At 38.0% G+C, this 24,612-nt stretch carries 16 protein-coding genes; 11 read left to right on the top strand and 5 right to left on the bottom strand.

Annotation, left to right across the window (positions count from 1 at the left end):
- Nucleotides 1-10 precede the first annotated feature (10 nt).
- The 7 genes from rimM to I600_RS08760 all read left to right on the top strand — a co-directional run bounded on the left by rimM (nucleotide 11) and on the right by I600_RS08760 (nucleotide 9,956).
- Nucleotides 11-538 (top strand): ribosome maturation factor RimM, encoded by a 528-nt coding sequence (gene rimM / locus I600_RS08790; RefSeq protein WP_058104061.1) that lies wholly within the window; start codon nucleotides 11-13, stop codon nucleotides 536-538.
- A 188-nt stretch (nucleotides 539-726) separates the two neighbouring features.
- Nucleotides 727-3,078 carry a PSD1 and planctomycete cytochrome C domain-containing protein gene (locus tag I600_RS08785; protein ID WP_157490855.1) on the top strand — a complete coding sequence of 784 codons (2,352 nt, stop codon included), beginning with the start codon at nucleotides 727-729 and terminating at the stop codon, nucleotides 3,076-3,078.
- 2 nt (nucleotides 3,079-3,080) lie between these two features.
- Nucleotides 3,081-4,574, top strand: a complete 1,494-nt coding sequence (locus tag I600_RS08780; protein ID WP_058104060.1) for a DUF1501 domain-containing protein — start codon at nucleotides 3,081-3,083, stop codon at nucleotides 4,572-4,574.
- Nucleotides 4,574-5,608: an NHL repeat-containing protein gene (locus I600_RS08775; RefSeq protein WP_058104059.1), complete on the top strand. Its 1,035-nt coding sequence runs from the start codon at nucleotides 4,574-4,576 to the stop codon at nucleotides 5,606-5,608. Before I600_RS08780 ends, I600_RS08775 begins: the two co-directional genes overlap by 1 nt.
- The gene (locus I600_RS08770; protein ID WP_082642917.1) at nucleotides 5,605-6,411 is read left to right on the top strand and encodes a chitobiase/beta-hexosaminidase C-terminal domain-containing protein; all 807 of its coding nucleotides are present in this window, start codon (nucleotides 5,605-5,607) and stop codon (nucleotides 6,409-6,411) included. The genes I600_RS08775 and I600_RS08770 overlap by 4 nt, the downstream gene beginning before the upstream one ends.
- Before the next feature lies 1 nt (nucleotide 6,412).
- Nucleotides 6,413-8,470 (top strand): FN3 associated domain-containing protein, encoded by a 2,058-nt coding sequence (locus tag I600_RS08765; protein WP_058104057.1) that lies wholly within the window; start codon nucleotides 6,413-6,415, stop codon nucleotides 8,468-8,470.
- 52 nt (nucleotides 8,471-8,522) lie between these two features.
- Complete coding sequence (locus I600_RS08760; RefSeq protein ID WP_058104056.1) at nucleotides 8,523-9,956, top strand: sulfatase family protein; 1,434 nt, start codon at nucleotides 8,523-8,525, stop codon at nucleotides 9,954-9,956.
- Here I600_RS08760 and I600_RS08755 read toward each other — a convergent pair whose 3' ends face one another.
- From I600_RS08755 to I600_RS08735, 5 genes are all read right to left on the bottom strand, one after another.
- On the bottom strand, nucleotides 9,957-13,295 hold the full coding sequence (locus I600_RS08755) for a VCBS repeat-containing protein (RefSeq protein ID WP_058104055.1): 3,339 nt from the start codon (nucleotides 13,293-13,295) through the stop codon (nucleotides 9,957-9,959).
- 119 nt (nucleotides 13,296-13,414) lie between these two features.
- Nucleotides 13,415-14,986 carry a SusD/RagB family nutrient-binding outer membrane lipoprotein gene (locus I600_RS08750; RefSeq protein WP_058104054.1) on the bottom strand — a complete coding sequence of 524 codons (1,572 nt, stop codon included), beginning with the start codon at nucleotides 14,984-14,986 and terminating at the stop codon, nucleotides 13,415-13,417.
- 9 nt (nucleotides 14,987-14,995) lie between these two features.
- Nucleotides 14,996-18,097 (bottom strand): SusC/RagA family TonB-linked outer membrane protein, encoded by a 3,102-nt coding sequence (locus I600_RS08745; protein ID WP_058104053.1) that lies wholly within the window; start codon nucleotides 18,095-18,097, stop codon nucleotides 14,996-14,998.
- A 144-nt stretch (nucleotides 18,098-18,241) separates the two neighbouring features.
- Nucleotides 18,242-19,366: a family 10 glycosylhydrolase gene (locus I600_RS08740; protein WP_058104052.1), complete on the bottom strand. Its 1,125-nt coding sequence runs from the start codon at nucleotides 19,364-19,366 to the stop codon at nucleotides 18,242-18,244.
- Nucleotides 19,350-20,441 (bottom strand): carbohydrate-binding family 9-like protein, encoded by a 1,092-nt coding sequence (locus I600_RS08735; RefSeq protein WP_058104051.1) that lies wholly within the window; start codon nucleotides 20,439-20,441, stop codon nucleotides 19,350-19,352. Before I600_RS08735 ends, I600_RS08740 begins: the two co-directional genes overlap by 17 nt.
- 339 nt (nucleotides 20,442-20,780) lie before the next feature.
- On the opposite strand from I600_RS08735, the gene I600_RS08730 reads away from it, so the two are divergent.
- The 4 genes from I600_RS08730 to I600_RS08715 are packed head-to-tail and all read left to right on the top strand — an operon-like array spanning nucleotide 20,781 to nucleotide 24,555.
- Entirely contained in the window at nucleotides 20,781-21,866 is a 1,086-nt protein-coding gene (locus I600_RS08730) for a sensor histidine kinase (protein WP_058104050.1), read from the top strand.
- Complete coding sequence (locus I600_RS08725; RefSeq protein ID WP_058104049.1) at nucleotides 21,863-22,576, top strand: LytR/AlgR family response regulator transcription factor; 714 nt, start codon at nucleotides 21,863-21,865, stop codon at nucleotides 22,574-22,576. Before I600_RS08730 ends, I600_RS08725 begins: the two co-directional genes overlap by 4 nt.
- 31 nt (nucleotides 22,577-22,607) lie before the next feature.
- Nucleotides 22,608-23,321 (top strand): tRNA1(Val) (adenine(37)-N6)-methyltransferase, encoded by a 714-nt coding sequence (locus I600_RS08720; protein WP_245188861.1) that lies wholly within the window; start codon nucleotides 22,608-22,610, stop codon nucleotides 23,319-23,321.
- Nucleotides 23,322-23,376: 55 nt separating this feature from the next.
- Nucleotides 23,377-24,555 carry an acyl-CoA dehydrogenase family protein gene (locus tag I600_RS08715; RefSeq protein ID WP_058104047.1) on the top strand — a complete coding sequence of 393 codons (1,179 nt, stop codon included), beginning with the start codon at nucleotides 23,377-23,379 and terminating at the stop codon, nucleotides 24,553-24,555.
- Nucleotides 24,556-24,612 lie beyond the last annotated feature (57 nt).

Below are 24,612 nucleotides of genomic sequence, written 5' to 3'. Positions count from 1 at the left end.
TTAAGAAACGATGCGAAAGGAAGATTGTTTCTACCTAGGTAATATCGTTTCAAAATATAGCTTCAAAGGTGAGGTATTGGTTAAACTAGATACCGATGATCCTGAGATATACGAAAATATGGAATCAGTATTTGTTTCTTTAGGAAACAATCTGGTTCCATTTTTTATTAAAAGATGCCGACTTCATAAATCTAACTTACTTCGTATAGATTTTGAAGAGGTGAAATCAGAATCAGATGCAGATCGCATCATGAAATCTGGACTTTATTTGCCCCTTACCATGTTGCCAAAACTTACCGGCAACAAATTCTATTATCATGAGATTATCGGTTTCGCTATGATTGATTCCGTTCACGGTGATATTGGTATTATACAAAGTGTTAACGATACAACTGCACAAGCACTCTTTGAGGTAGAAAAAGATGGCGCACAATTATTAATACCCATAAGTGATGATATCATCACTAAGGTAGATCGTGAGAATAAGCGTATTCTTGTAACTACACCAGAAGGTCTAGTAGATCTGTATCTATCTTAAAATCAAACACTACTGCTTATTGCTGTTTTTGTAAGTATTTCAAGTGTTTTTTGAGATAATCATATTTTATGATTTCATTTTTACGAATTTTGATATTATTTAGCTTGTTTGCTCTGTTATTGGTCGAATTTTAACGGTTACTAAATGGTAAAGTTTGTAAGTTCATTACAGATTTAAAACCACCATCAATGACCAAGAATGTAATGAGCCAATTGTTCAGCATTGCTGCTTTTGTTTTTGCAAGCTGTGTATTATGCAGTTGTGCTTCTGAAGCTGATAAGACAATTGCACTGGAAGATGGCAATAAAGAAACGGCCATACCCGAAAAAATCGATTTCACTTTTCATGTAAAGCCTATTCTATCGGACCGATGTTTTATATGTCACGGTCCGGATAAGAATGCCGTTGAAGGTGATCTATCCCTTCACTCCGCCGAAGAAGCATACAGGGATTTAGGAGAACTTAAAGACCATGCGGCTATTGTGCCCGGTAATGCAGCTCAAAGTAGTTTGGTAGAACGTATTTTCAGTGATGATCCTAATTTGATCATGCCGCCACCGGAATCTAACCTGGTTTTAGAGGATTTTGAAAAAGCTATTCTAGAAAAATGGATAGCACAAGGTGCCGAGTATAAAACACATTGGGCATTTATACCACCTACTCCGCAAGAAGTACCGGAAAATGATGGTGCTAAAGTTTGGGGCAGCAATGAAATAGATGCTTTTATCTTAAATAAATTGACCGAAAAAGGGATGAGCCCTAGTTCTCGGGCAAGTAGTGAAAAACTATTGCGCAGAATTACTTTTGACTTAACCGGATTGCCACCCACTTTAGAGCAAATAGAAAAATTTGCTGCAAATCCTTCACAGGAAAAATATGAAGAGGTTATAGATTCTTTGCTGTTATCAGTGGATTATGCCGAGAATATGGCTGCAGAATGGATGGATATTGCCAGATACGCAGATACACATGGCTATCAAGATGATTTTGAACGTACCATGTGGCCTTGGCGAGATTGGGTTATTCACGCTTTTAAGGAGAATATGCCATATGACCAGTTCGTTACCTATCAATTAGCGGGTGATCTAATGCCAAATGCCAACCTGGAACAAATATTAGCTACCGGTTTTAACAGGAATCACAAGATAACTGCCGAAGGTGGGGTGATTCCTGAAGAATACCGGGTTGAATATGTAGAGGATAGAAATACCACGCTGGGTACGGCGTTTTTGGGGCTTACCTTAGAATGTGCAAGGTGCCATGACCATAAGTACGATCCCATTAGTCAAAAAGATCACTTTCAGTTTTATAGCTTCTTCAATACAATACCAGAAAAAGGCTTGTTGGATAATGCTGCGGATTTGCCCGAACCTTACATTAAAGTGACGCAGAAAGAAGTGAGCGATATTCTAGGATTCATCAACCTAGAGAAAAGTGAGATGAAAGAGGTGCCGGTGATGGTGATGAAAGAAATGGATCAGCCTAGGTCTTCATTTATATTAAAAAGAGGTATTTATGATCAATATGGCGATGAGGTATTTCCTGATACTCCGGAATCCATTTTACCTTTTGATAACTATCCGAAGAACAGATTAGGATTGGCAAAATGGTTGTTTGATGATGAGCACCCACTTACGGCAAGGGTTGCGGTGAACAGATTATGGCAGCGAATGTTCGGTAGTGGTATTGTAGCATCTTCTTTCGACTTTGGTAATCAAGGTTCGTTGCCTACACACCCGGAATTGTTGGATTATCTAGCAATCAAATACAAAACTGAAGGTTGGGATACCAGAAAAATGTTGAAATACATTGCAATGTCCGATGCATACCAACAAGATACAAAGGCTAGTCCCGAGAAGTTGGAGCAAGATCCTGAAAATAAATATTTGGCGCGCGCCTCTCGTTTACGACTTTCTTCCGAGGCTATTCGTGATCAAGCCTTGGCGTTTAGCGGATTGCTGAATAGGGAAGTGGGCGGTCCTAGTGTTAAGCCCTATCAGCCAGAAGGTATCTGGGAAGAAACCACGGGTGGCGGTGGTGGTAGTACGGCTTCCTATACCTTAAGTGAAGGTGAAGATGTGTATAGAAAAAGTATTTATACGTTTTGGAAACGTACCGTTCCACCACCAAGTATGATGACTTTTGACAGTAGCTCAAGAGATTATTGTTCGGTTAAAAGGCAAGAGACCAATACGCCGTTACAAGCTTTGGTGTTATTAAATGATCCACAAATAGTTGAAGCCGCAAGGGTTGCCGCCGTAGGTGAGATGGAGGCAAACCCAAATGCGGAGAGCGAGCAGATAAAAACCCTGTTTTACAAAGCGACCTCGCGTATGCCCAATGAGACGGAGATACAGTCTTTGACCGATTACTATACTGAAATGTTGTCGAAAGTTGAGAACGGCGAAATTTCTACAAGCGAATATTTAAGTATTGGCAGAAGTGAAGTACCTACGGGTTTGAACAAAGAAAAGTTAGTGGCAATGACCTTAACGGCACACACAATTTTGAATTTAGACGAAACTATAAATAGAGGCTGATTATGAGCGAAAAGAAAATAGTTGAAGAGCGGTCGCTAATTCTAAACAGGCGGTCTTTTTTAGGAAAGGCTGCATTGGGAGTTGGTGGAATTGGATTGGCTTCTTTATTGGGTACAAACTTATTTAGAAAAGGTGAAAACGGATTATATACGGCAGATAGCGGACCTACTGGAGTAAAGGGCGTATTGGATTCGCTACATCATCCATCGAAAATTAAAAGAGTTATTTATTTATTTCAAAGTGGTGGTCCTTCGCAATTGGAGCTGTTTGATTATAAACCGCTTTTAAACAAACGTAGAGGTGAAGATCTGCCGGAATCTATTCGTAACGGACAACGATTAACGGGTATGACTTCCGGTCAAGATAGATTTCCTTTGGTGGGCTCTAATTTCGGATTTCAGCAGTATGGTAAAAATGGTACCTATATTAGTGACCTTTTGCCTTATACCGCCAAAATTGTAGATGATATCTGTATTGTTAAATCAATGTACACGGAAGCTATTAACCATGATCCTGCGGTAACATTTTTTCAAACGGGATCACAGCAACCGGGTAGACCAAGTATTGGCTCGTGGTTAAGTTACGGGCTGGGTAGCGAGAATGAAAATTTACCCGCTTTTACGGTGCTTCTGTCCAGAGGTTCGGGTAGACCTAACGGGCAACCGTTGTATACGAGACTTTGGGGTAACGGGTTTTTACACTCCCTTCATCAAGGAGTACAATTCAGAGCGGCAAAAGATCCTGTTTTATATTTGAATGACCCCAAAGGAACTACGGCAGATGTTAAAAGATCTATGCTTGATAAATTGGCAGAACTCAATGATCAACATTACCAAGAATCTAACGATCCTGAAATTCAAAGTAGAATTGCCCAGTATGAAATGGCATATAGAATGCAAACTTCTGTGCCAGATGTTATGAATACGGATGGTGAGCCAGATTATATTTATAAAATGTATGGTTCGGATGCTAAAATTCCCGGGACTTTTGCAGCTAATTGTCTTTTAGCAAGACGATTGGCAGAGAAAGATGTTCGTTTTATACAATTGTACCACATGGGCTGGGATCAGCATGATAACCTTCCTGGGGCAATAGAAAAACAGGCTAAAGATGTGGATCAAGCATCGGCAGCTTTGGTGGCAGATCTTAAACAACGTGGTATGCTAGAAGATACTTTGGTGGTTTGGGGAGGAGAATTCGGTAGAACCAATTACTCCCAAGGTTTGCTCACAGATACCAATTATGGGAGAGATCACCACCCAAGATGTTTTACCATGTGGATGGCAGGTGGCGGTATTAAACCGGGTATTGTGTATGGTGAAACCGATGATTTTGGGTATAACATTACCAAGAACCCGGTGCATGTTCACGATTTTCAGGCTACTATGTTGCATCAGTTGGGTATTGATCATGAGAAATTCACCTATAAATATCAAGGTAGACGATTTAGACTTACCGATGTTGAAGGTCATGTGGTTAAAGATATTTTATCGTAATGCAGAGAAGAACATTTATAAAGAATACCGCCGCAGCCTCAGCGGGACTTTTAACTTGCTCTTCTTTTGGCGCAAGTATATTGGAATATAAAGATGCCGTTATTGGTCATGGCAGTCACCGGTATAAAATAGATTTGAACTGGGGTGCATTGAATTCTAATTACCATCCGGTGAACGATTGCCATGAAATGGTACAAGATTCCAAGGGCAGGATTTTATTGTTAACCAACCATACCAAGAACAATGTTATTGTTTATGACCGTTCTGGTAAATTGTTAGAAACTTGGGGAACGGATTATCCCGGTGCACACGGTTTAACATTGAATGTTGAAAATGGTGAAGACTTTCTGTACATAGCGGATAACAATAGGCATGAGGTGATTAAGACAACCATAGACGGAAAGGTGGTACAAGTTTTTTCGTATCCGAAGGAATCGGGAAAATATACTGCCATGGAGCAATACATACCCACAGAAACGGCTATTGCTGAAAATGGCGATGTATATATTGCCGATGGTTATGGCGCTCAATACATTATGCGGTACAATGCGAAAGGGGAGTTGTTACAAACTTTTGGCGGTAAAGGCGATGCAGATCACCTTTTTAATAATGCCCACGGTATTTGTATAGATACCAGAGGCGGGAAGTCTCCCGAACTTTTAATAACAGCAAGACAGCAAAATAAGTTGAAACGGTTTACCATGGATGGGGAATTTATAGCAAGTATAGATTTGCCCGGAGCATATATTTGTAGACCGGTAATTAAGGGTGATACCATTTATTTGGCAACTATCTGGTCTGGTGATGGGTCTGATGGTACCGGATTTATCTCCATATTGGATAAGCATAATAAACTTACATCCGCACCTGGCGGATGTGCTCCTGTTTATGGGAAAAATGGTTTAGAGCCTATGTATCAATCCATCAAAATATTTACGCATCCGCATGATGTATGTGTAGATGATGAAGATAATTTATATGTTGCCCAGTGGAATTCAGGGAAGACGTATCCTATAAAACTGAATAGAATATGATCAAAAGAATTTTCTATTCAATAGCTATAGTTCTACTATTGTGCCAAGCCTGTATTTCTCAAAATACGGAACATGCACCAACAGCCTTATTTCAATTATCCAACCCTCGTGTTCAAGTGTCGTCCATATTTTTCGATTCGTGTACTACGCTCAATTTCAGCGTAGATATGCCAAATTCGATTATAAAGTATACCTTGGATGGCAGCTCGGTAAATCAAAACGCAAAGGTGTTTTCTGAACCATTGAAAATACAGGAAAGTGCCGTAATCAAGGCTAAAATGTTTCATCCGGATTATAGAGAAAGTGATGAAGTTGAATTAGAAGTGGTAAAGATTGCCAAGAACAGTGCTATTAAGCAGGTAGCAATTAAACCGGAACCTAGTGAGAAATATTCAGGTAAGGGTGCTATGGGATTATCGGATTTGAAAAAAGGAAGTGCACAATTTGCAGGGGATAAACAGTGGATGGGTTTTCAAACGGAGAAGATAACGGCATCACTTCAGCTAGAAAAGAATAGCACGGTCAATAAAATAGTGGTCAGTGTATTGACCAATCAATCCAACTGGATATTCGCTCCTGGTAAAATTGAAGTTTTTAATGAGGGCGAATTAATAGGAGAAAGGACGTTTGCAAAGAGTGAACAAGAAACACCTAACAGTCCTACATTTTTACATGTACCGGTAAGTACAGGAATGTACAATACGTTGAATGTGGTAATACATCCACTAAGCGAAATTCCAGCATGGCACCAAGGAAAAGGAACAACGCCTTGGGTTTTTATAGATGAAATAATTATACAATAGCATGATTCAATTAGGAATACAAATAGGACACCTGCACCCGCTTTTTGTTCACCTGCCCATAGGTATCATCATGCTTGCCTTTATTTTAGAGGTTTATGGTAGATTAAAGTCAAAAGAATCTTTTGCTGAGGTAGTAGAATTTACACTTTTGGTAGCGGGTATTACGGCAATATTTTCACTGGGTACCGGGTGGTTGCTCGGAGAGGAAAGTGGTTATGATGAAGATTCCCTTTTTCTACATAGGTGGATGGCTGTTGCGTTTACCGTGACAACAGTACTTCTCTATTTGGTAAAACGAAGTAAAATTGGGTGGATTAGAAAAACCTATATTCCAACGTTTTTATTGGTATTGGCATTAATTAGCCTTACCGGTCACTTTGGCGGTAATATGACCCATGGAGAAGATTATTTATTTGTAGATGAAAAAGAAGCTATTGTCATTACAAATATTGAAGAGGCTCAGGTTTACGCCCAAGTCATACAACCTATTTTTGACGCTAAATGTGTAAGCTGCCATAATGAAAGCAAGGCTAAAGGCGGTTTGCTTATGGGTTCACCTAATGATATTATTAAAGGTGGTGATACGGGTAGTCTTTTAGATACTATTTCAGGTCAAGAAAAATCTTTGTTCTTGGAAAGGGTGCATCTGCCTTTAGATCATGATGAACATATGCCACCAAAAGGTAAGGTGCAATTGACCGATAATGAAAAGGCTTTGCTTGAATGGTGGATGGAAAATAACAATTGCTTTGAGTGTAAAGTAAATGAACTGACTAGGGAAAGAAATATAGCAGGAATATTAACTTCATTGGAACAAGACACTTCTGCAATTGCCGTATTAACGAAAGAAGCATTGGAAGTGCCGCAAGAATGGTTGCAAAATGTTAGGCGCGCCGGTATATCGGTTCAAACCTTATCTGGTGAGAATCACTTGCTCTCGGTGAATATGGCAAGTATGGATTCTATTACTGACGATACGTTGGAAGTGCTTGAAGAATATGCATCCAACATTGTGGAACTAGATTTAGGGTTCAGCAATTTTAACGATGATCTTGCCTCAGAATTGAAACCGTTTAAAAATCTGTTGAAATTAAAGTTACAGCACACTAAAGTAACCGATGCTATTGGGAAATATCTTAGTGATTTTGAACTGTTAGAGTCATTAAATTTATATGGTACCACCGTTACCGATAAGATCGTTCTTGATTTAAAGGAAAACAAAAAGCTTCGTAATATTTATTTATGGAAAACTGATTTTACGGAAGACGGACTAGCACAATTACAGCAGAATTTACCGGGAGTGACCATTCAGCAAATTGGGGCAGACGTATTTAAGGCAACCGTTTTAGACCCGCCCACCATTATAAGTGACCGTAGTTTTTTTAGTGATAGTTTAACCATAGCTATTGAAAGCCTATTTGATAGTACTGAGATTTACTACACGCTTGATGGCTCTGAGCCCACGGAATCTTCCTTGAAGTATGATGGTGAGATCACATTGGAAACAACGGCAAATGTGAAAGCGATTGCGGCAAAAAAAGAATGGGAGCCAAGCAACATTACTGAGCGAACGTTTATTAAGAACAATATAGCCTATGCCGATGTAGATTTATTAACGGTGCCCAATGATAAGTATCAAGGGAAAAAAGGTAAAACTTTAATGGATCAAAAGCGTGGGTCTACCAATTTTGTAGATGGTAACTGGTTGGGTTTTGAAGGAAAGCACTTGAATGCCGTGGTAGAGTTGAAAGAGCAGAACGCCATTTCAAAAGTATCTATTGGTGCATTGTCCGCACCTGCGAGTTGGATTTTTTACCCCACATCTTTTGTGGTATCGGTTTCCAATGATGGTACTAACTTTAAGGAAGTAGGGAGAAAAGATATAGGAGAAGAGAAACCCAATGCCGAGGTGAAACTCACTTTTTTCGATTTAGACATACCTACCACCCAAGCAAAGTATGTAAAACTATCCATTAAGAGTCCCTTGAAAAACCCTGATTGGCACACTGATCCTGGTGGTAAAAGCTGGATTTTTATTGATGAAGTAGTGCTGAATTAAAAAGTGGAAACTGTATTGAAAAATGTCCATTAAAAGAGTTAAAATAATAGTTATGAGTTTAAGATCAGTTTACTTTATAATATTCCTATTGGTTATGGGGCAGCGTCTTTTGGCTCAGAAAACCGGAGTTGCTGCAAATGATAGACCAAATGTTATTTTAATTTTTACGGATGACCAAGGTTACAATGATGTGGGCGTTTTTGGTGCTGACGACATAGATACTCCCAATTTGGACCAAATGGCTAAAGATGGTGCAATGCTTACCCATTTTTACGCTGCTCAAGCTGTGTGTTCCGCCTCAAGGGCAGGTATATTAACGGGAACATATCCTAATAGAATCGGTATTCATAACGCTTTTATGCCCAATAGTAAAGTAGGTTTAAATCCTGATGAAACTACCCTCGCCGAATTATTGAAAGCAGAAGGGTATGCCACGGCTATTTTCGGAAAATGGCATTTGGGAGATGCAAAAGAATTTATGCCCAATAATCAAGGGTTTGATGAATATTATGGTATACCTTATTCCAATGATATGTGGCCGTTACATCCGCAGCAAGGTCCTATTTTTAATTTTGGTCCCTTGCCTCTTTATGAGAATGAAAAGGTGTTGGATACATTAACGGATCAAACGGGTTTGACTACAGAGATTACAGAGCGTAGTGTTGACTTCATTAATCGTAATAAAGAAAACCCATTCTTTTTGTATGTACCGCATCCTCAGCCCCACGTACCTTTATTTGTGTCCGATAAGTTTAAGGGAAAGTCTAAAAGAGGATTGTACGGCGACGTTATTATGGAATTGGATTGGTCCGTAGGTGAAATTATAAAGGCTGTTGATAAGAATGGATTAGCCCAAAATACCATTATTATTTTTACTTCTGATAATGGACCATGGTTGGCATACGGAAATCACTCCGGAAGTGCTTTGCCTTTTAGAGAGGGTAAGGGCACTGGGTGGGAAGGTGGTCAACGTGAACCGTTCATCATTAAATATCCGAAAGAAATAAAAGCGGGAACTACTATTGAGGTACCTGTTATGGCAATAGATATTGTACCTTCAATAGCAGAGGTTATCAATACTCCTTTGCCAGAGAAAAAGATAGACGGTAAAAGCGCATGGCCTTTATTTACAGGCAAAACAGATGAGAGTCCGCAAGAAGCCTATTTCTTTTATTATCGCGTAAATGAGCTATTTGGGGTGCGGTATGGGAAATGGAAGCTTTATTTTCCTCACAAGTACAGAACGATGAACGGACAAACCCCTGGTAAAGACGGATTGCCCGGGTTGTATAAAATGATCGATCTAGAGCAAATTGAACTCTATGATTTAGAACAGGATGAAAGCGAAACTACCGATGTAGCAGCAGCTCATCCAGAAGTGGTAAAGACCATACAAAAATTGGCGGATGATATGCGAGCCAAATTGGGCGATTCCCTTTTGGACATAAAGGGTAGTGAAACCCGGTCTCCCGGACGTATTGATTAATTAATTTTTCTGTAATTCAAAAATCTGTAGGACATCATCATTATTGCCCACCAAGAAATAGTCATTTTGAACATTGCTTAGGGTAACCAGTTTTTTGGCGTCCCTATCTGCAAAGAACCCTATCTCTGACCCTCTTTTAGCAGAAAAGCTCCCTTTACCATCTCCTAATAACAGTAGTCCTGTTCCAGCGTCGTTTCTAGGGGTTTCTATCTCTGAAACGTATAAGTTACCTACGGCAAGAACATCTAATGCGCCATCGCCGTTAAAATCCCTTACAAGCATATCATTGAGGTTAGATAGTTGAGCTACATTGGGCAAGTCCGTTATTTTAAATTGACCATTGCCTAGATTTTCAATGTATACCGATGCAAAAGTGTCTGCGCTGTAATGCAGGGAGTTTTTCAGTTTTTCTTCACCATATACATCCTTTAGCTCCATAGAGGCAAAGGCATCATACTTTACTATTTTTTTCTTTAGGGCAGGAATTTGTTCCGATGAACATGAAAACCCTCTTAATGGATAATGTTTTTCCTTGTTGTAATATCCTAGAACAATATCTGCATTACCATTGGCATCAAAGTCATTATAATATACATCAAAAGGTTTGTCAGAGCTGGTTTTGTACTTGTAGTTAAGACCTAAATTCCCTGCTATATAATCTAAATCTCCATCATTGTCAAAATCGCCTTGCTCTATGCTGAACCACCAGCCGTAGCTTGATGTAAAATTTTCATTCTCAACCTTTGCTAGATTGCCATTATTGTTTTCAAAAATGGTAATAGGCATCCATTCGCCTACAATCACTAAATCCAAATCTTGATCATTATCATAGTCGCTCCAAATGGCATCGGTAATCATTCCTATTTGCAGCAATTGTGGGGATAATAATTCTGTTTGGTTCACCAATTGCCCATTGTCGTTTACCAATAACATGCTAGAAGATGGGTTTGGGTATTGTTGCGGAGTATGTCTGCCACCAACAAAAAGGTCCATATCACCATCACCATCATAATCGGCGGATTTTACTACAGAGCCACTAATTCTTTTAGCATTTAAAATGGCTCCTTTTTTAAAGGTCGCATTACCTTGGTTTAGGTAGATTCTATCGGTATAGTGAAAATCGTTTTTTGGATACTCATTACCACCACTTACTACGTACAAATCTTTTAATCCGTCATTATTGATGTCAACAAATAAGGCATCTACATCTTCATAACCGGCTTCTTTTTGCCAAAATGCAACCTGACTTTCTTCAAAATTTCCATCTTTTTGTTGAATAAATAGGGTAGGTGCTTGGTTGGCTGCACCGCCAATATAGAAATCATCCAATCCGTCATCATTGATATCTCCCGCGGTCAGTGATGGTCCAAATTGAGAAAGCTTATGTGGCAACAGTATTTGTTTCTCAAAATCATCGAATTGATTCTCTTGATGTTTAAATTTTGCAGGAAAAACATTGGTCATATCTGCAAAAAGAGTCTTATCCGTTCCTTCATTTTTAACGTCTAAAATTTCAGATTCGTCAGATGAAATTTCTAACAGTTGATTTGCCGAGATGTCTCTTTTTACAGTACTTTTTCCATTGGGCCAAACAACCGTTAGACTGTCTACTTGTGTCAAATTCTTTAATCCAAAATGTAGCGTAGGTTCACTGGTAGAATAAATACCACGTACGTTTGTAGTCTCTAAGGTTTGTACACCATTTTGAGTGTATATGTTTACCCTAGTTCCAAATGTTGGTCTGTTGTTTTTATCGACCAATTGTATTCTTAGATAGTTACTGTTTGGTTTTGCTTCCGAATTGTTTCTGTAAATAAATGCCTCACTGTTGATATTATTGACCACCAAATCTAGATCACCATCGTTATCTAAATCGGCATATGCTGATCCGTTGGAGAAAGATTCATTGTCCAAACCCCATTCGTTGGAAGTATTTTTAAATTCCAAATCGCCCAAATTTTGATAGGCGTAGTTTTTTAAAGGTTGGGATGGGACCATGCTTACCGCTTTTTCAAGGTCTACGATATCCCATATGCTTTTAACGTTTTGGGCATTGGGATTGTTCTGTAGCCATTGTGCTCTAGTGGTATTTATATAATGGGCTACATTTTTATCCGCATCTGTATTTCTAATATCACGCAATAATCCGTTGGTGACATACGTGTCTTTTAGACCATCATTGTCAAAATCGGCTATAAGATTAGACCAGCTCCAATCTGTTGCGGACATACCGGTAAATTGCGCAATGTTACTGAAGGTTTCATTACCGTTGTTTAGCTGTAGTGTATTATACATGTATTGATATCCGCCACCGTCTTCTACTACTTTCCAAAAAGCACCAATGTTCATGCCGCTCATGTTGGATTTTAATCTGAAATTATCTTCAGACACCATATCCAGTACAAATACATCTAAATTTTGGTCATTATTGATATCGGCTACATCTACACCCATACTATAGTAAGACGTTTGTTTTAAAGCGTTTTTTTCAATGCTTGTGAACGTGCCGTCTTGATTATTTAGAAATAGAAAATCTGGTGCATAAAAATCATTGGCCACATAGAGGTCTGGCCATCCGTCATTATTAATGTCACTCGCCGATACGGCATTAGGAAAACCGGTGCGGTCTATACCTGCAGTTTTTGATACGTCTTTGAACGTAGAACCATTGTTTTGGTAAAGTTTAAGTGCATATTCCGGTATGAGTAAATTGTCCGCACTGTGATATTGAGAAAGACTTCCCGGATTTGGTGGTTGGGTCAATAGAAAAAGATCTAATAGTCCGTCTTTATCAAAATCTAAGAATGTTGCGTGTCTTGTTCTTTCGGTATTTGCAATGGACAACTCTTCAGCTTTTTCTGTAAAAGTGCCATCTCCATTGTTAATGTATACCAAATTTCTGCGCCACTCCGGGTTTTCATCATACAGTTCTCTGCTAACATAAATATCTAGGTGTCCGTCATTATTGATGTCAGCAATGGTGACTCCGGTAGACCAACCATCAAAATTTTTGATGCCAGCTTTTATGGTAACATCTTCAAAAACCAAATTTCCTTTGTTCAGATATAATTTATCAGGTACCATATTCCCTGCAAAAAAGATGTCCTGCAGTCCATCATTATTAAAGTCGCCCACACCAACACCTGCCCCGCCATAAAAATTGGCATAGGCAAATATGTTTTTATCCTTATCATCTTTAATAATATTATTAAAGTCAATTCCTGTATCATTGGAACTGAGAAGTGTAAATAATTTTGGTGTTGCCTTGGTCTCTTCAGGAGCATTTTCACAACATAAAACGAGTAAGGAGCAGAAGTATAATAAATGCCTAATTTTCATGATTACAAGATACTATTTTATACAAAAAAAGGAGAGTTTCCCCTCCTTTTCAAACTCAATAAAAAATTAACTCAAAACTATTATGAGAGGTTTCACTCAAAAACCAAACTTAATTGTTATTATTCAACATCCCACCACACTCTAGTGGTAAGAACATCTGGACCTTGAGCGGCTATTACAGCGGCATAATTATCAGGGTTGTTACTTTGTTCACTTTCAGAATACGTTAATCTTCTTGGTATAGTACCGTTGGTAACATTACCAGGGTAGTTTACCGGTGTAAGTGCCGGGAAACCTGTTCTTCTCCAGTTAGAGAAAGATTCATATTCATTTAAGAAAGTGGCAGCCCAATATTGTGTATTGATCTGCTCTAGTGCATTAGCCGAATCATAAGGATTGGCAGCAAGATAATCTGCAATGTCGGCATCTGCAATAATACCGGCATCACCATAAAGTGATAATTGTTTCATAGCAGCGGTAACTCCATTGTTATAATGTGTTTCTGCATCACCTGCAAGACCCCATCTTACATTTGCTTCTGCAAGCATAAACTCTACTTCTGCATAAGTTTGGAAAATCATAGGGGCAGTTTCTGAGGTAATTAAAAGACGATTAGGCTCAGAATAGTCGTTTAAGTTGCTGAAAAGATTATCAAGGTCAACATCTTGCTCTTTTAGCATAGGAAGATCCTTACCATTGGACAGACCTCTTTGTGCGTCTGGATCTAGTCTTTCCTCCACTGTTCTATCTTCTCTATAATCTTCTATGAACAGACCAGGGTTATCAGGGTCTTCTTTGAAAATTATTTTCTGTGCAGGTAATGATGCCAATACCGTTAATCTTGGGTCATTTGCATCTTTTAATAAATTTATGAACGTATCGCTCATTCTTGGATTGCTATCAGCCGTAAACACTTCGCCAATACCATTTTTATTGTCCGCACCATGTTGCAGGTAAAAGATGTCATCATTAGATGTCATTACACCTCCGTCAATTGCTTTTGTAACCCATGCTTGTGAAGCGGTAGGGTCTACTTTAATTAGTCTAAGACCTAAACGCAACATCAAGGAATTAGCTAACTTTTTCCATTTTGCTTGATCACCATTATAGATGACATCTGCAGAACCAAATTCAGAAATACCAGAGCCTAATGCAGCTGAAGCCTCTTCCAGTTCATTTAACAAATCAGGGTAAATTTCGCTTTGCGCATCATATTTAGGAAGAAAAATACCTTCTATAACTGCTTTTCCTGCCTCGCTATAAGGTACATCACCATATAGATCGGTAAGTCTGGAATAAGCAAAGACACGTAGTATTTTTACAATTGCCTTCATTTCTTCAGGAGCTTCTTCCTCTTCTAATTGAAAGGTCAAATCCTCAATTGATTTAATGGCATTCTCATAATAGCGATCCAATAAGGATGAAGCATAACCTTTGTTCCACGTATATTTATCACCACTCCAGTAACCGGCAGTTGTAGCTACATGTTGCATCATGGTAGATTGATAGATCATGGCCGCTCTCCAGTTGTCATATCTTTCACTAGATATAAATTTCATCACCGCAGTTAGCTTATTACCCGCAGCAACTTGGGTAGGTTTTGTTGGATTTACATTTAAATCTTCAAAACCATCATCACATGCACCTACAGAAAGTAGTGCAAACATTAGTATATATATTGATTTTTTCATAGTTCTCTTTTAAAACTTTACATTGATAGTTAGACCGTAACTTCTAGAAGAAGGAACTCCAAAATATTCCAGACCCTGTGAGTTTCCAACAGAGTATGCACTTTCCGGGTCAATATTATCTACACTTCTTTTTATGTAGAATAAGTTAGAAGCGATTAATGATACATTAACATTGGTTAAAAATACATTGTCTAAGGCTTTCTTTGGTAATGAATAACCTAGGCTTAATTGTCTGAATTTTATATAATCAGAGTCTTCAACGAATTCTTCTGCGATATCTGCAATTTCACCATAATAGTCAGCTAGATTTTCTGGTGCAACCGTTGTTGTAAATGCAGCCCCGGTTTGGTCAACACCAGATACGGTCAACCCATTTTCTCTACCTTCTAAAGTGTTTTTGTGAAGTCCATTACTATAAAGTATAGTGTTGGTACCAGAAAAGATCTGTCCGCCAAATTTTCCGTCTATCAAGAAGTTCAGGTTAAAGTTCTTGTAAGTAAATGAATTTGAAAAACCTAATGTCAATGGAGGTACGCCTTCACCTAAGATTTTACGCTCACCTTCAACAGCTCTAGGTACACCATCATCTCCTACTTCATAAACTATGGTACCGTTTTCATCACGCTCATAAGAAACACCAACTATAGAACCATAAGTTTCACCAACTATATGTGTAATTCTTACGTTCTGTGTTCTTGGTTCATCTAAGTTAACGTCAGAATTAACATCATCTGTAGCAACTACCAGTCCTTCATTATAAGCACCATTTACGGTCATATTCCAAGAGAAGTCATTAGTTCTGATCGGTGTACCACTGATTAAAAATTCAACACCCTCGTTGGTTACCTTACCTAGATTTGCGCTAGCCCCGGTATAACCAGAATATATAGATGTTGATACATCTACAATATCATTTGTAGTTTCATTGCTATAGTAAGCAACATCAAAAGATAGTCGGTTATTAAAAAATCTCATATCTAAACCAATTTCTGTTTCACTTTTGCTAAAAGCAACTAAATTGGCATTAGGAACAATGCTACCGGAAACTCTACCTAATGGCTGACCGCTGATCGGGATTCCGAAAATTTCATAGTTCAAAGCCAATGTATAAGGATCTTGAGCACCACCTGCAACTTCTGAATAACCACCTCTTAATTTTAAGAAGCTAACGAAAGAAGGCATATTAAAAGCATCTGATAATATTAAACTACCATTAACCGAAGGGTAGAAATCATCATTTGGTGTAGTCTTACCCGGGAATGATAACGTAGAGAACCAGTCATTTCTACCGGTAAACGTTACATATGCCCAACGATCATAAGATAATTCCAACGAACCGTACACAGAACCAATTTTTCTTTCCGAATATTCTCTGCTACGAGATTGGCTAACTGTGTTGCCTATGTCTTCTAAGCCTGGAACAATAAAGTCGTTACCACCTAAAAATAAATTTTCAGATTTAACGTGGTTGTTGTTTGCACCTACTAATGCGGAAATGGCAAACTTATCTGTAATATCTTTTTCTGCCGCTAAAATTAAATCGGCATCCACTTGATTGTATCTTCTTTCTTCCTCGTTAATGCCTCCCAATGGTTTATAAGCCGTACCGAAAGGTTCAACGGAAGTTCTTCTGATAATGTCATTATCAATACCAATTCTACCGGTTAGCGATAGCCAATCCAATATATCATAACGAAGGGATGTTGATGCAATTATTCTATTTCTGACATCTTCATTATTGAAATTATAAGCGGCAAAATACGGGTTGGTAGAAAATGTATTGTTTGAGAATTGTCTTTCAGAACCATCAGGATTGGTAGATGGCTGTAATGTAGTTACATCTATATTGCCTGGAAGTAAAGCCACTGAAAAGTTGGCATTACCAGGGGAATCTGAAAGTCTAGGTCTGTTTTGTACCTTTTCTATAATATATTTGGCATTTACGCTACTAGTTATCTTATCTCCTAAAATAGCACTGGAGTTGAAAGAAAAAGATTTTCTGTTCAATCCTGCATTTGGTAATACATCCGCATTATCCAAATTAGATGCAGAAAGTCTATAGGTCAAATTTTCTTTAGCACTGGTTATAGCAACCGTGTTAATGAAAGTAGACCCTGTTCTATAAAATTTGTCAACATTGTTACCTAAATAGGAGTAAGGTCTTGAAACACCATCGAACTGAGGAGAATTTACACCATCATAAGCTTCTCCCCATGAAGAACTACCTGCTTCTAATGCGGCGCTTTGTGAAGATGGTCTTACACCTCTAACTCCTTGTCCATATTCTGTTTGAAAATCTTGTAATGAAGTGTCTACCTTGTCAAAGGTTACGGAGCTACCTACTTCTATGCCAAAACCTTCCTGGCCCTTACCGGATTTTGTGGTAACGATGATAACACCACCCGCAGCACGAGAACCGTACAGCGCAGAAGCCGCACCACCTTTTAATACGGAGATAGATTCAATATCATCTGGATTTAAACTAGAGATACCGTCCCCACCATCTGATCCACCCCATAAACTGGCAGAACCGTTATTACCATTTCCGATAGGAATACCATCCACTACATAAAGTGGTTGGTTGTTACCGGATAATGAACTTGCACCTCTAATGACTACTCTACTAGAACCGGCGGCACCAGTAGCATTTTGAGAGATGTTTACACCTGCAATTTTACCCTGTAAAGAATTAATTGCATTTGGAGTTTTAATGGTTGCAATTTCCTCGGCATCTACTTCAGTTAAGGAGTATCCTAACGCCTTGGTTTCTTTACGTATACCAAGTGCTGTAACAACTACTTCGTCCAATTCACTGGCATCTTCCGCTATTGAAGTGTTTACTGTAGATCTACCATTTACTCCTACTTCTTTGGTTTTGTACCCTAAAGAAGAGAAAACCAATGTAGCATTTGCATCAACGTTGATGGAGTAATTACCATCAAAATCAGTAGAAGTTCCATTTGTTGTGCCTTTTTCAACGACGTTAACACCTGGCAAAGGTGAACCGGTGTCATCTGTGACTACACCAGATACGGTCTTGTCTTGACCTATTACTGCTTGAAAAAACAGCAGCACAGCAACGGTCAAAAAACTTGAGATTTTTTTATTCATAAATGTTTGAGTTAAGTTAGTTTGTATAAAATACTGTCATAAGGTGAGCTATATTCCAATTAATTATTAAAAATTTCGACAAATAACAATTATGAAAAGCTTAACAGCGTGTTAATAAAAAGGAAATTTTTAAGTACGAAACAATTATTGAGGGTTTTGTGATGCTCTAATTACTTGCCATTGTTCTTCAGTTATGGCAGGTCCATCAAAGAAAGATACTCCTTTTGCACCGTTGCTAATAGATTGATGTATAGCTTCCTGCAATTGTTCTGGTGTCATGCCCGGCACATATATGCCAGTATGTAACTCAGTGTTTTTCCCTTTTAAATCATTAACACCTTGCTGGGTTGCATACCCGATCCAATCTATTTCTTCATTATAAAAAACATTATAGATCATTGGTAGAACTGCATCTATATTCCATTTATCCCAACGTTGACGAACCATGTGATCTGCCATTTCTGGATAAGGAAATACCGCTGCGGTAAGTATTTTGCCATTTGCATGTGTAATTTTATATGCCTCGTCTACAATAGCTTTTACTTTATTTAAACGGAAGTTTTTCCACTCCATATCTATCGCTGGGTTGCTAAAATCATTTGGGTTTTTATGATGTTCTTTTTCAAATTCCGAAGTACAGACATCGCAATAGCAAAAGTCGTATCTTGGCAATTCCGTTTCTTGTTTTAAATTGTATTTAGGAAGAAGACCTATAGGTAAAAAAATGTCCGAGTATCTAATATAATCTAAATGGAAACTTGCAACACCCTCTACTTTTGACAATCCTTCAATTAAACTTAGTATGTGTTCGCGAGATTCTTTTCTTGTGGGGCAAAGCCATTTGTAATATCCTACATAGGGTGGTTCATCAAAGCAAGACTTGCCATCTCTGCTTACAGCATACCATTCTGGATGCTGTTCTGCAACTTTATCGCCAGGGCGGTTCATAGTGAACATCCAAGCATGGACTTCTAAATTGTATTTTTTGGCTATTGGTACCAACCTAGCCAGTAATTCTGGATCTCCGTAGGTATTTATAAGTATTGCATTAATACCATTGTCTCCGTACTTTTTAAACTCTTCATCAAAAGATTCATCTGTCCGTGCTTTGTCAGCAGTAATCCATGTCCATAATTTAAATGTCTCAGTGTTAGATGAAGTATCTGTAGTGGCTATTTTCTCTTCTTTTTGTTCATTTGTTCCGCATGAGATGAAAAGAGTAATAAGTACAAGAAGTAATGCCTGTAAAAACTTAGTTGGTTTGGTCATAGTCAGTTGTAAATTTTCCGTCAGTATGTATAATTAGTCTGTTGTTCGTGAATGGGCTTTTTGCCCATATGTTAAAGCCAAAGTTGTTCTTTTCTAAAACAGCAACTACCGGTTTGCCCTGTATTAAAATCGGCTTTTTTTGCAGTTCCCCATGTATGGACAACCATTCTTGGTCGTTTTTGGTCTTGACATTTCTATATAGTTTGTATAAATACCATTTTATATGTTCATCATCAGGTATATTAAATTTAGGGGTTTTGCTACCTTTATTGAAATAGACATATCCCCAATGTTCTGGCTCGTGCATATTAATGACTCCCTGTGGTGACCATACCCAATTGTATTCTGGTAAAAAAATACCTTTGCTATCTTTCTTTCTAGAATACGTACCATTATCAAGATCAAAATCCCAGTTTACTCTAGAAAAATTTATTCTCCAATATTCATTTTCCGGTACTTTAGTTGTTCCACCTGGGGCTGTAGTAAAAGACCATGGTATGGCTACTTCAACAGTCCAACCTTGGTCTATGTCCGTTGAGTTGTTCAATGTGCCGTTGCAATGTATGGCGGTTTTAATGCCTTTAAAATCCCAAGCATCGGTAACGTGCCCATTATTTCTGTATGGTTTTGATAAGTAGAGGTCCCATATGGTATTTAGGGCATTTATTTCAAATTCGTAATAGTTGTGCGTATCGCCATCTGGGTCCAGGAATATTTCAAAATCGTTATTGTAAAATATTATGGTATCCTTTTGCTTTAATGTGGCCCAAATATGTGGTTCTTCAATTTTTGCAAAAAAATAAATGTATTGTTGGTCCCATAGCATTTTAAATTTTGTGTTATACGTGGGTTTCTTTATGCCTTCAATATCAATAAAATCGCTAGACCAAGTGGTTGTCTGCCATGCACTCTCATTCATTTTGCCATCTATGGATATGTTTTCAAGTGTATTTTCTGCAATATATGAGCGTGGTGTTTCTTGGGCCATTAGGGAAATTGCTCCAAGGTATAGTAGAAACAATAATAATGCTATGGCTTTTTTAGTTTTTAAAGATTTTTTATTGATTATATCCATAGCTTAATAGTCTGTCCTGTACTTGTTGATGATCTTATAATCCTAAGAATAGAAAATTGTAAGTAGTGAATAATCTGCTACTTCTGTATTATGCTAAGCTTTTCTAAAGTTTTTGAATGCACAAACTAAGCGATGAAGTTGCTTTTCAATTTTACAAATTACACTTTTGCTTAGGCCGTTTTTAACTACATTTAGAAATAATTAAGCTAAGGAGGCTATTCTGAGATTATAATTGAATATTTTTAAAATTCTTCGTAAACTGAATGTTTTTAGCTTAACAACCGTAGATTGTTGCTCAACGTCAAAAAAACGGAGAAAATAAATTGGTTTTAGTAGCCTATGGACATTAGATTAATGAAGTTTTTGAGAAGGCCCAAGTTTTTTGGTACAAGTGAAATTAAACCTTGGCACCATATTTTATTTTGGTCTGTCTATTTTATCTTTAATACGTTTAGGTGGACCTTTATACATAACGACTTTTTACTTTCTTTACGTACCAATCTTATAGGTTTTCCCATTCATATGTTTTTGGCGTATTTAAATGCCTATTACCTAATGCCAAAATTTATATATACCAAAAGATACTTTGAGTATACGGTATATATACTTCTGTCATTGTTCATGATGCTCTTGGTGAAGTACAACCTAACGTATTACTTGGTAAGTACGGATGTTATGCCCGAAGCACAGGATGTTATCAACTCATTGACCATTGGGTATGCCGTGCAGACTATGATTGGTGAGGTTTATGTGATATCGTTTTTTACAGCAATTAAATTGACCATAGATTGGTTAAGGGAAAGTAGCAAGCTACATGATCTTGAAAAACGACAGCTAAAGACCGAACTTAGATTTTTGAGGTCGCAGGTATCGCCTCACTTTTTCTTCAATACCTTGAACAATATATATTCATTGACCTTGGAGAAGTCTGACCAAGCTCCAGAGGTGGTTTTAAAACTTTCAGAGCTAATGCGTTACTTATTGTACGCAACCAAAAAGCAACGACAGGATCTAACCAGTGAAATTAATTGTATAAGAAATTACATAGATTTGGAACGTATTAGGTTCGATGATTCTTTGAAAATTGATATGAATATCTCGGGTAACCTTGACAATTGTAAAATACCACCAATGTTATTGATACCACTTATTGAAAATTGCTTTAAGCATGGGGCAAGTAAGAACATTGGTGATATGAAGATTAAGATCGATGTAAATGTTGACGATAGTTTTATGGATTTTAAAGTATCCAATTCCATACCAGTAGTAAAGAAAGAATATGTATACCCGGTAAAACGAGGAGGTATTGGTCTTTCTAATGTGAAAAAGAGGTTAGAGCTGGGCTACGCTAAGAGTGAGTACGATTTAAAGATTTTTGAAGAGGATAAAATGTTCAATGTGTTTTTAAAGCTTAAGGTAATATGATTTTAAAAGTAATAGTAGTAGATGATGAGCCGTTGGCAGTAAATGTGATTAAGAACTATATACTTAGGGTAAAAGAATTACAGCTAGAGGGTACTTTTTCCAATGCCTTGGATGCATCCACCTTTTTGAGGGACAATGAGGTAGATATCATGTTCTTGGATATCAATATGCCTTATTTGGACGGATTGGAGTTTTTAAGCACCTTGCACAAAAAACCGTTCGTAATCATGACCACTGCTCATGAAGAACATGCGCTAAGAAGCTTTGAACTAGAAGCCATTGACTATTTGGTGAAACCCATTTCATTACCTCGATTTTTTAAATCCATAGATCGTATTATAGGTCTTAAGAAAATAGGTAGTAACGGTAGTGCTGAAAAAGAAGAGAAGCCTTCCATTTTTGTTAAAGTTGACAAAAAGAAGTTACAAAAGATTTATTTGGACGAGATTATGGTGATAGAGAGCCTAAAAGATTACATTAGGATCATAACACCAACGGCAAAATATATAATTCACAGAACCTTAAGCAGTTTTACAGATGAGTTGCCAGGTGATAATTTCATAAGAATACATCGTTCCTATACTATTGCTGTTGATAAGGTAAGTGTGGTTGAGGGCAATAGCGTTGAAATTGGCGGTATTAGGTACACCATAGGTAGAAGCTATTTAGCCGATGCCAAAAGCAGAATACTTAACAACTTTACAGATTAAAATTTCTTATTCACCATAGAATTAAATTGCCTTGAGCCAACTATTTAAATTTAAACAATTTAGTATTGAACAAGATCGTTGTGCCATGAAAATTGGTACAGATGGTGTGTTGTTAGGTGCATGGACGCCAGTGGACACATCATTGGAATCTATTTTAGATATTGGCGCCGGTACAGGAATCATCGCTTTAATGCTGGCCCAGAGAAGCAATGCGGATGTGGTAGATGCCATTGAGATAGATGCTGATGCTTATGAACAATGTGTTGAGAATTTTGAAAGCTCCCCATGGGGAGATCGGTTGTACTGTTACCACGCCGGCTTAGATGAATTTGTTGATGAAATCGAAGACCAGTATGAGTTGATTACGTGTAACCCTCCTTTTTATTCGGAAAATGTCAGTTCTGGCAACTTTCAACGGGATCAAGCACGCCAGAACGGTTTTTTACCTTTTAATGAGCTCATTACTTCGGCTGCTGTTTTGTTGGCGGAAAATGGATTGTTTACAACGGTAATACCCTATAAAGAGAAAGATGAGTTTGTCGCCATGGCAGAGGAAAAAGGTCTTTATCTTATCAAATGCACTTATGTAAAGGGTAATTCTACTGCAGAGGTGAAACGGGTATTATTGGCATTCTCAAAAAATAAAACACCATTAGAATCGTCAGAATTGGTCATTGAAACTGAAAGGCACGCTTATACTGATGATTATATAGCCTTAACTAAGGAGTTTTATTTAAAAATATAACTATAGTGTTTCATATTGTTATATTTCTTTATTTATCTTTGATAAAAGCATAGTTATGAGACCAGATTTATTTGAAGCCCCAGACTACTATCACTTAGATGATTTATTATCTGAAGAGCATTTGTTGGTACGTGATGCCGCACGTCAATGGGTAAAAAGAGACGTATCCCCAATTATTGAAGAGTATGCCCAAAAAGCTGAATTTCCTAAGCAGATAATAAATGGCTTGGCTGAAATTGGTGCATTCGGACCTTATATTCCTGAGGAGTACGGCGGTGCGGGATTAGATCAAATTAGTTACGGACTTATTATGCAAGAAATTGAAAGGGGAGATAGTGGTGTTCGTTCTACGGCATCGGTACAGTCCTCTTTGGTAATGTATCCTATTTATACGTATGGAACCGAAGACCAACGTAAAAAATACCTACCTAAGTTGGCTACTGGCGAATGGATGGGCTCTTTTGGGTTGACAGAACCAAACCATGGTTCTAATCCTAGTGGTATGGAAACCAAGTATAAGGATATGGGCGATCATTATCTTTTGAACGGAGCCAAACTTTGGATTTCCAATGCTCCATTTTGTGATATTGCGGTAGTATGGGCAAAGAACGAGGAAGGACGTATTCATGGTTTGATCGTGGAGCGTGGAATGGAAGGATTTACAACACCGGAAACCCATAACAAATGGTCATTAAGAGCTTCGGCTACCGGTGAATTGATATTTGATAATGTAAAGGTCCCTAAAGAAAATCTGTTACCTAATAAATCTGGTTTAGGGGCGCCATTAGGATGTTTGGATTCTGCCAGATTTGGTATTTCTTGGGGTGCTATAGGTGCTGCTATGGATTGTTATGATACTGCATTAAGATATGCCAAAGAACGTATTCAATTTGGTAAACCTATTGCGGCAACTCAATTACAGCAGAAGAAATTGGCAGAAATGATTACGGAGATCACCAAAGCCCAGTTATTGGCCTTTAGATTAGGTCAATTAAAGAATCAAGGGAAGGCAACCTCTGCCCAAATATCTATGGCCAAGAGGAATAATGTAGAAATGGCCATTAAAATAGCACGAGAGGCGAGACAAGTTCTAGGTGGTATGGGTATTACCGGTGAATATAGTATAATGAGGCATATGATGAATTTGGAAAGCGTAATTACCTATGAGGGTACTCACGATATTCATCTGCTGATTACAGGCGCGGATATTACTGGAATGCCTGCTTTTCAATAATTTAACGGTTTGCTTTAATGGGCATAACATTTAACTGTTGAACACCATCTATCTTTG

Source organism: Maribacter dokdonensis DSW-8 (assembly GCF_001447995.1).
Classification (GTDB): domain Bacteria; phylum Bacteroidota; class Bacteroidia; order Flavobacteriales; family Flavobacteriaceae; genus Maribacter; species Maribacter dokdonensis.
This window is presented reverse-complemented; position numbering and strand designations above follow the sequence as displayed.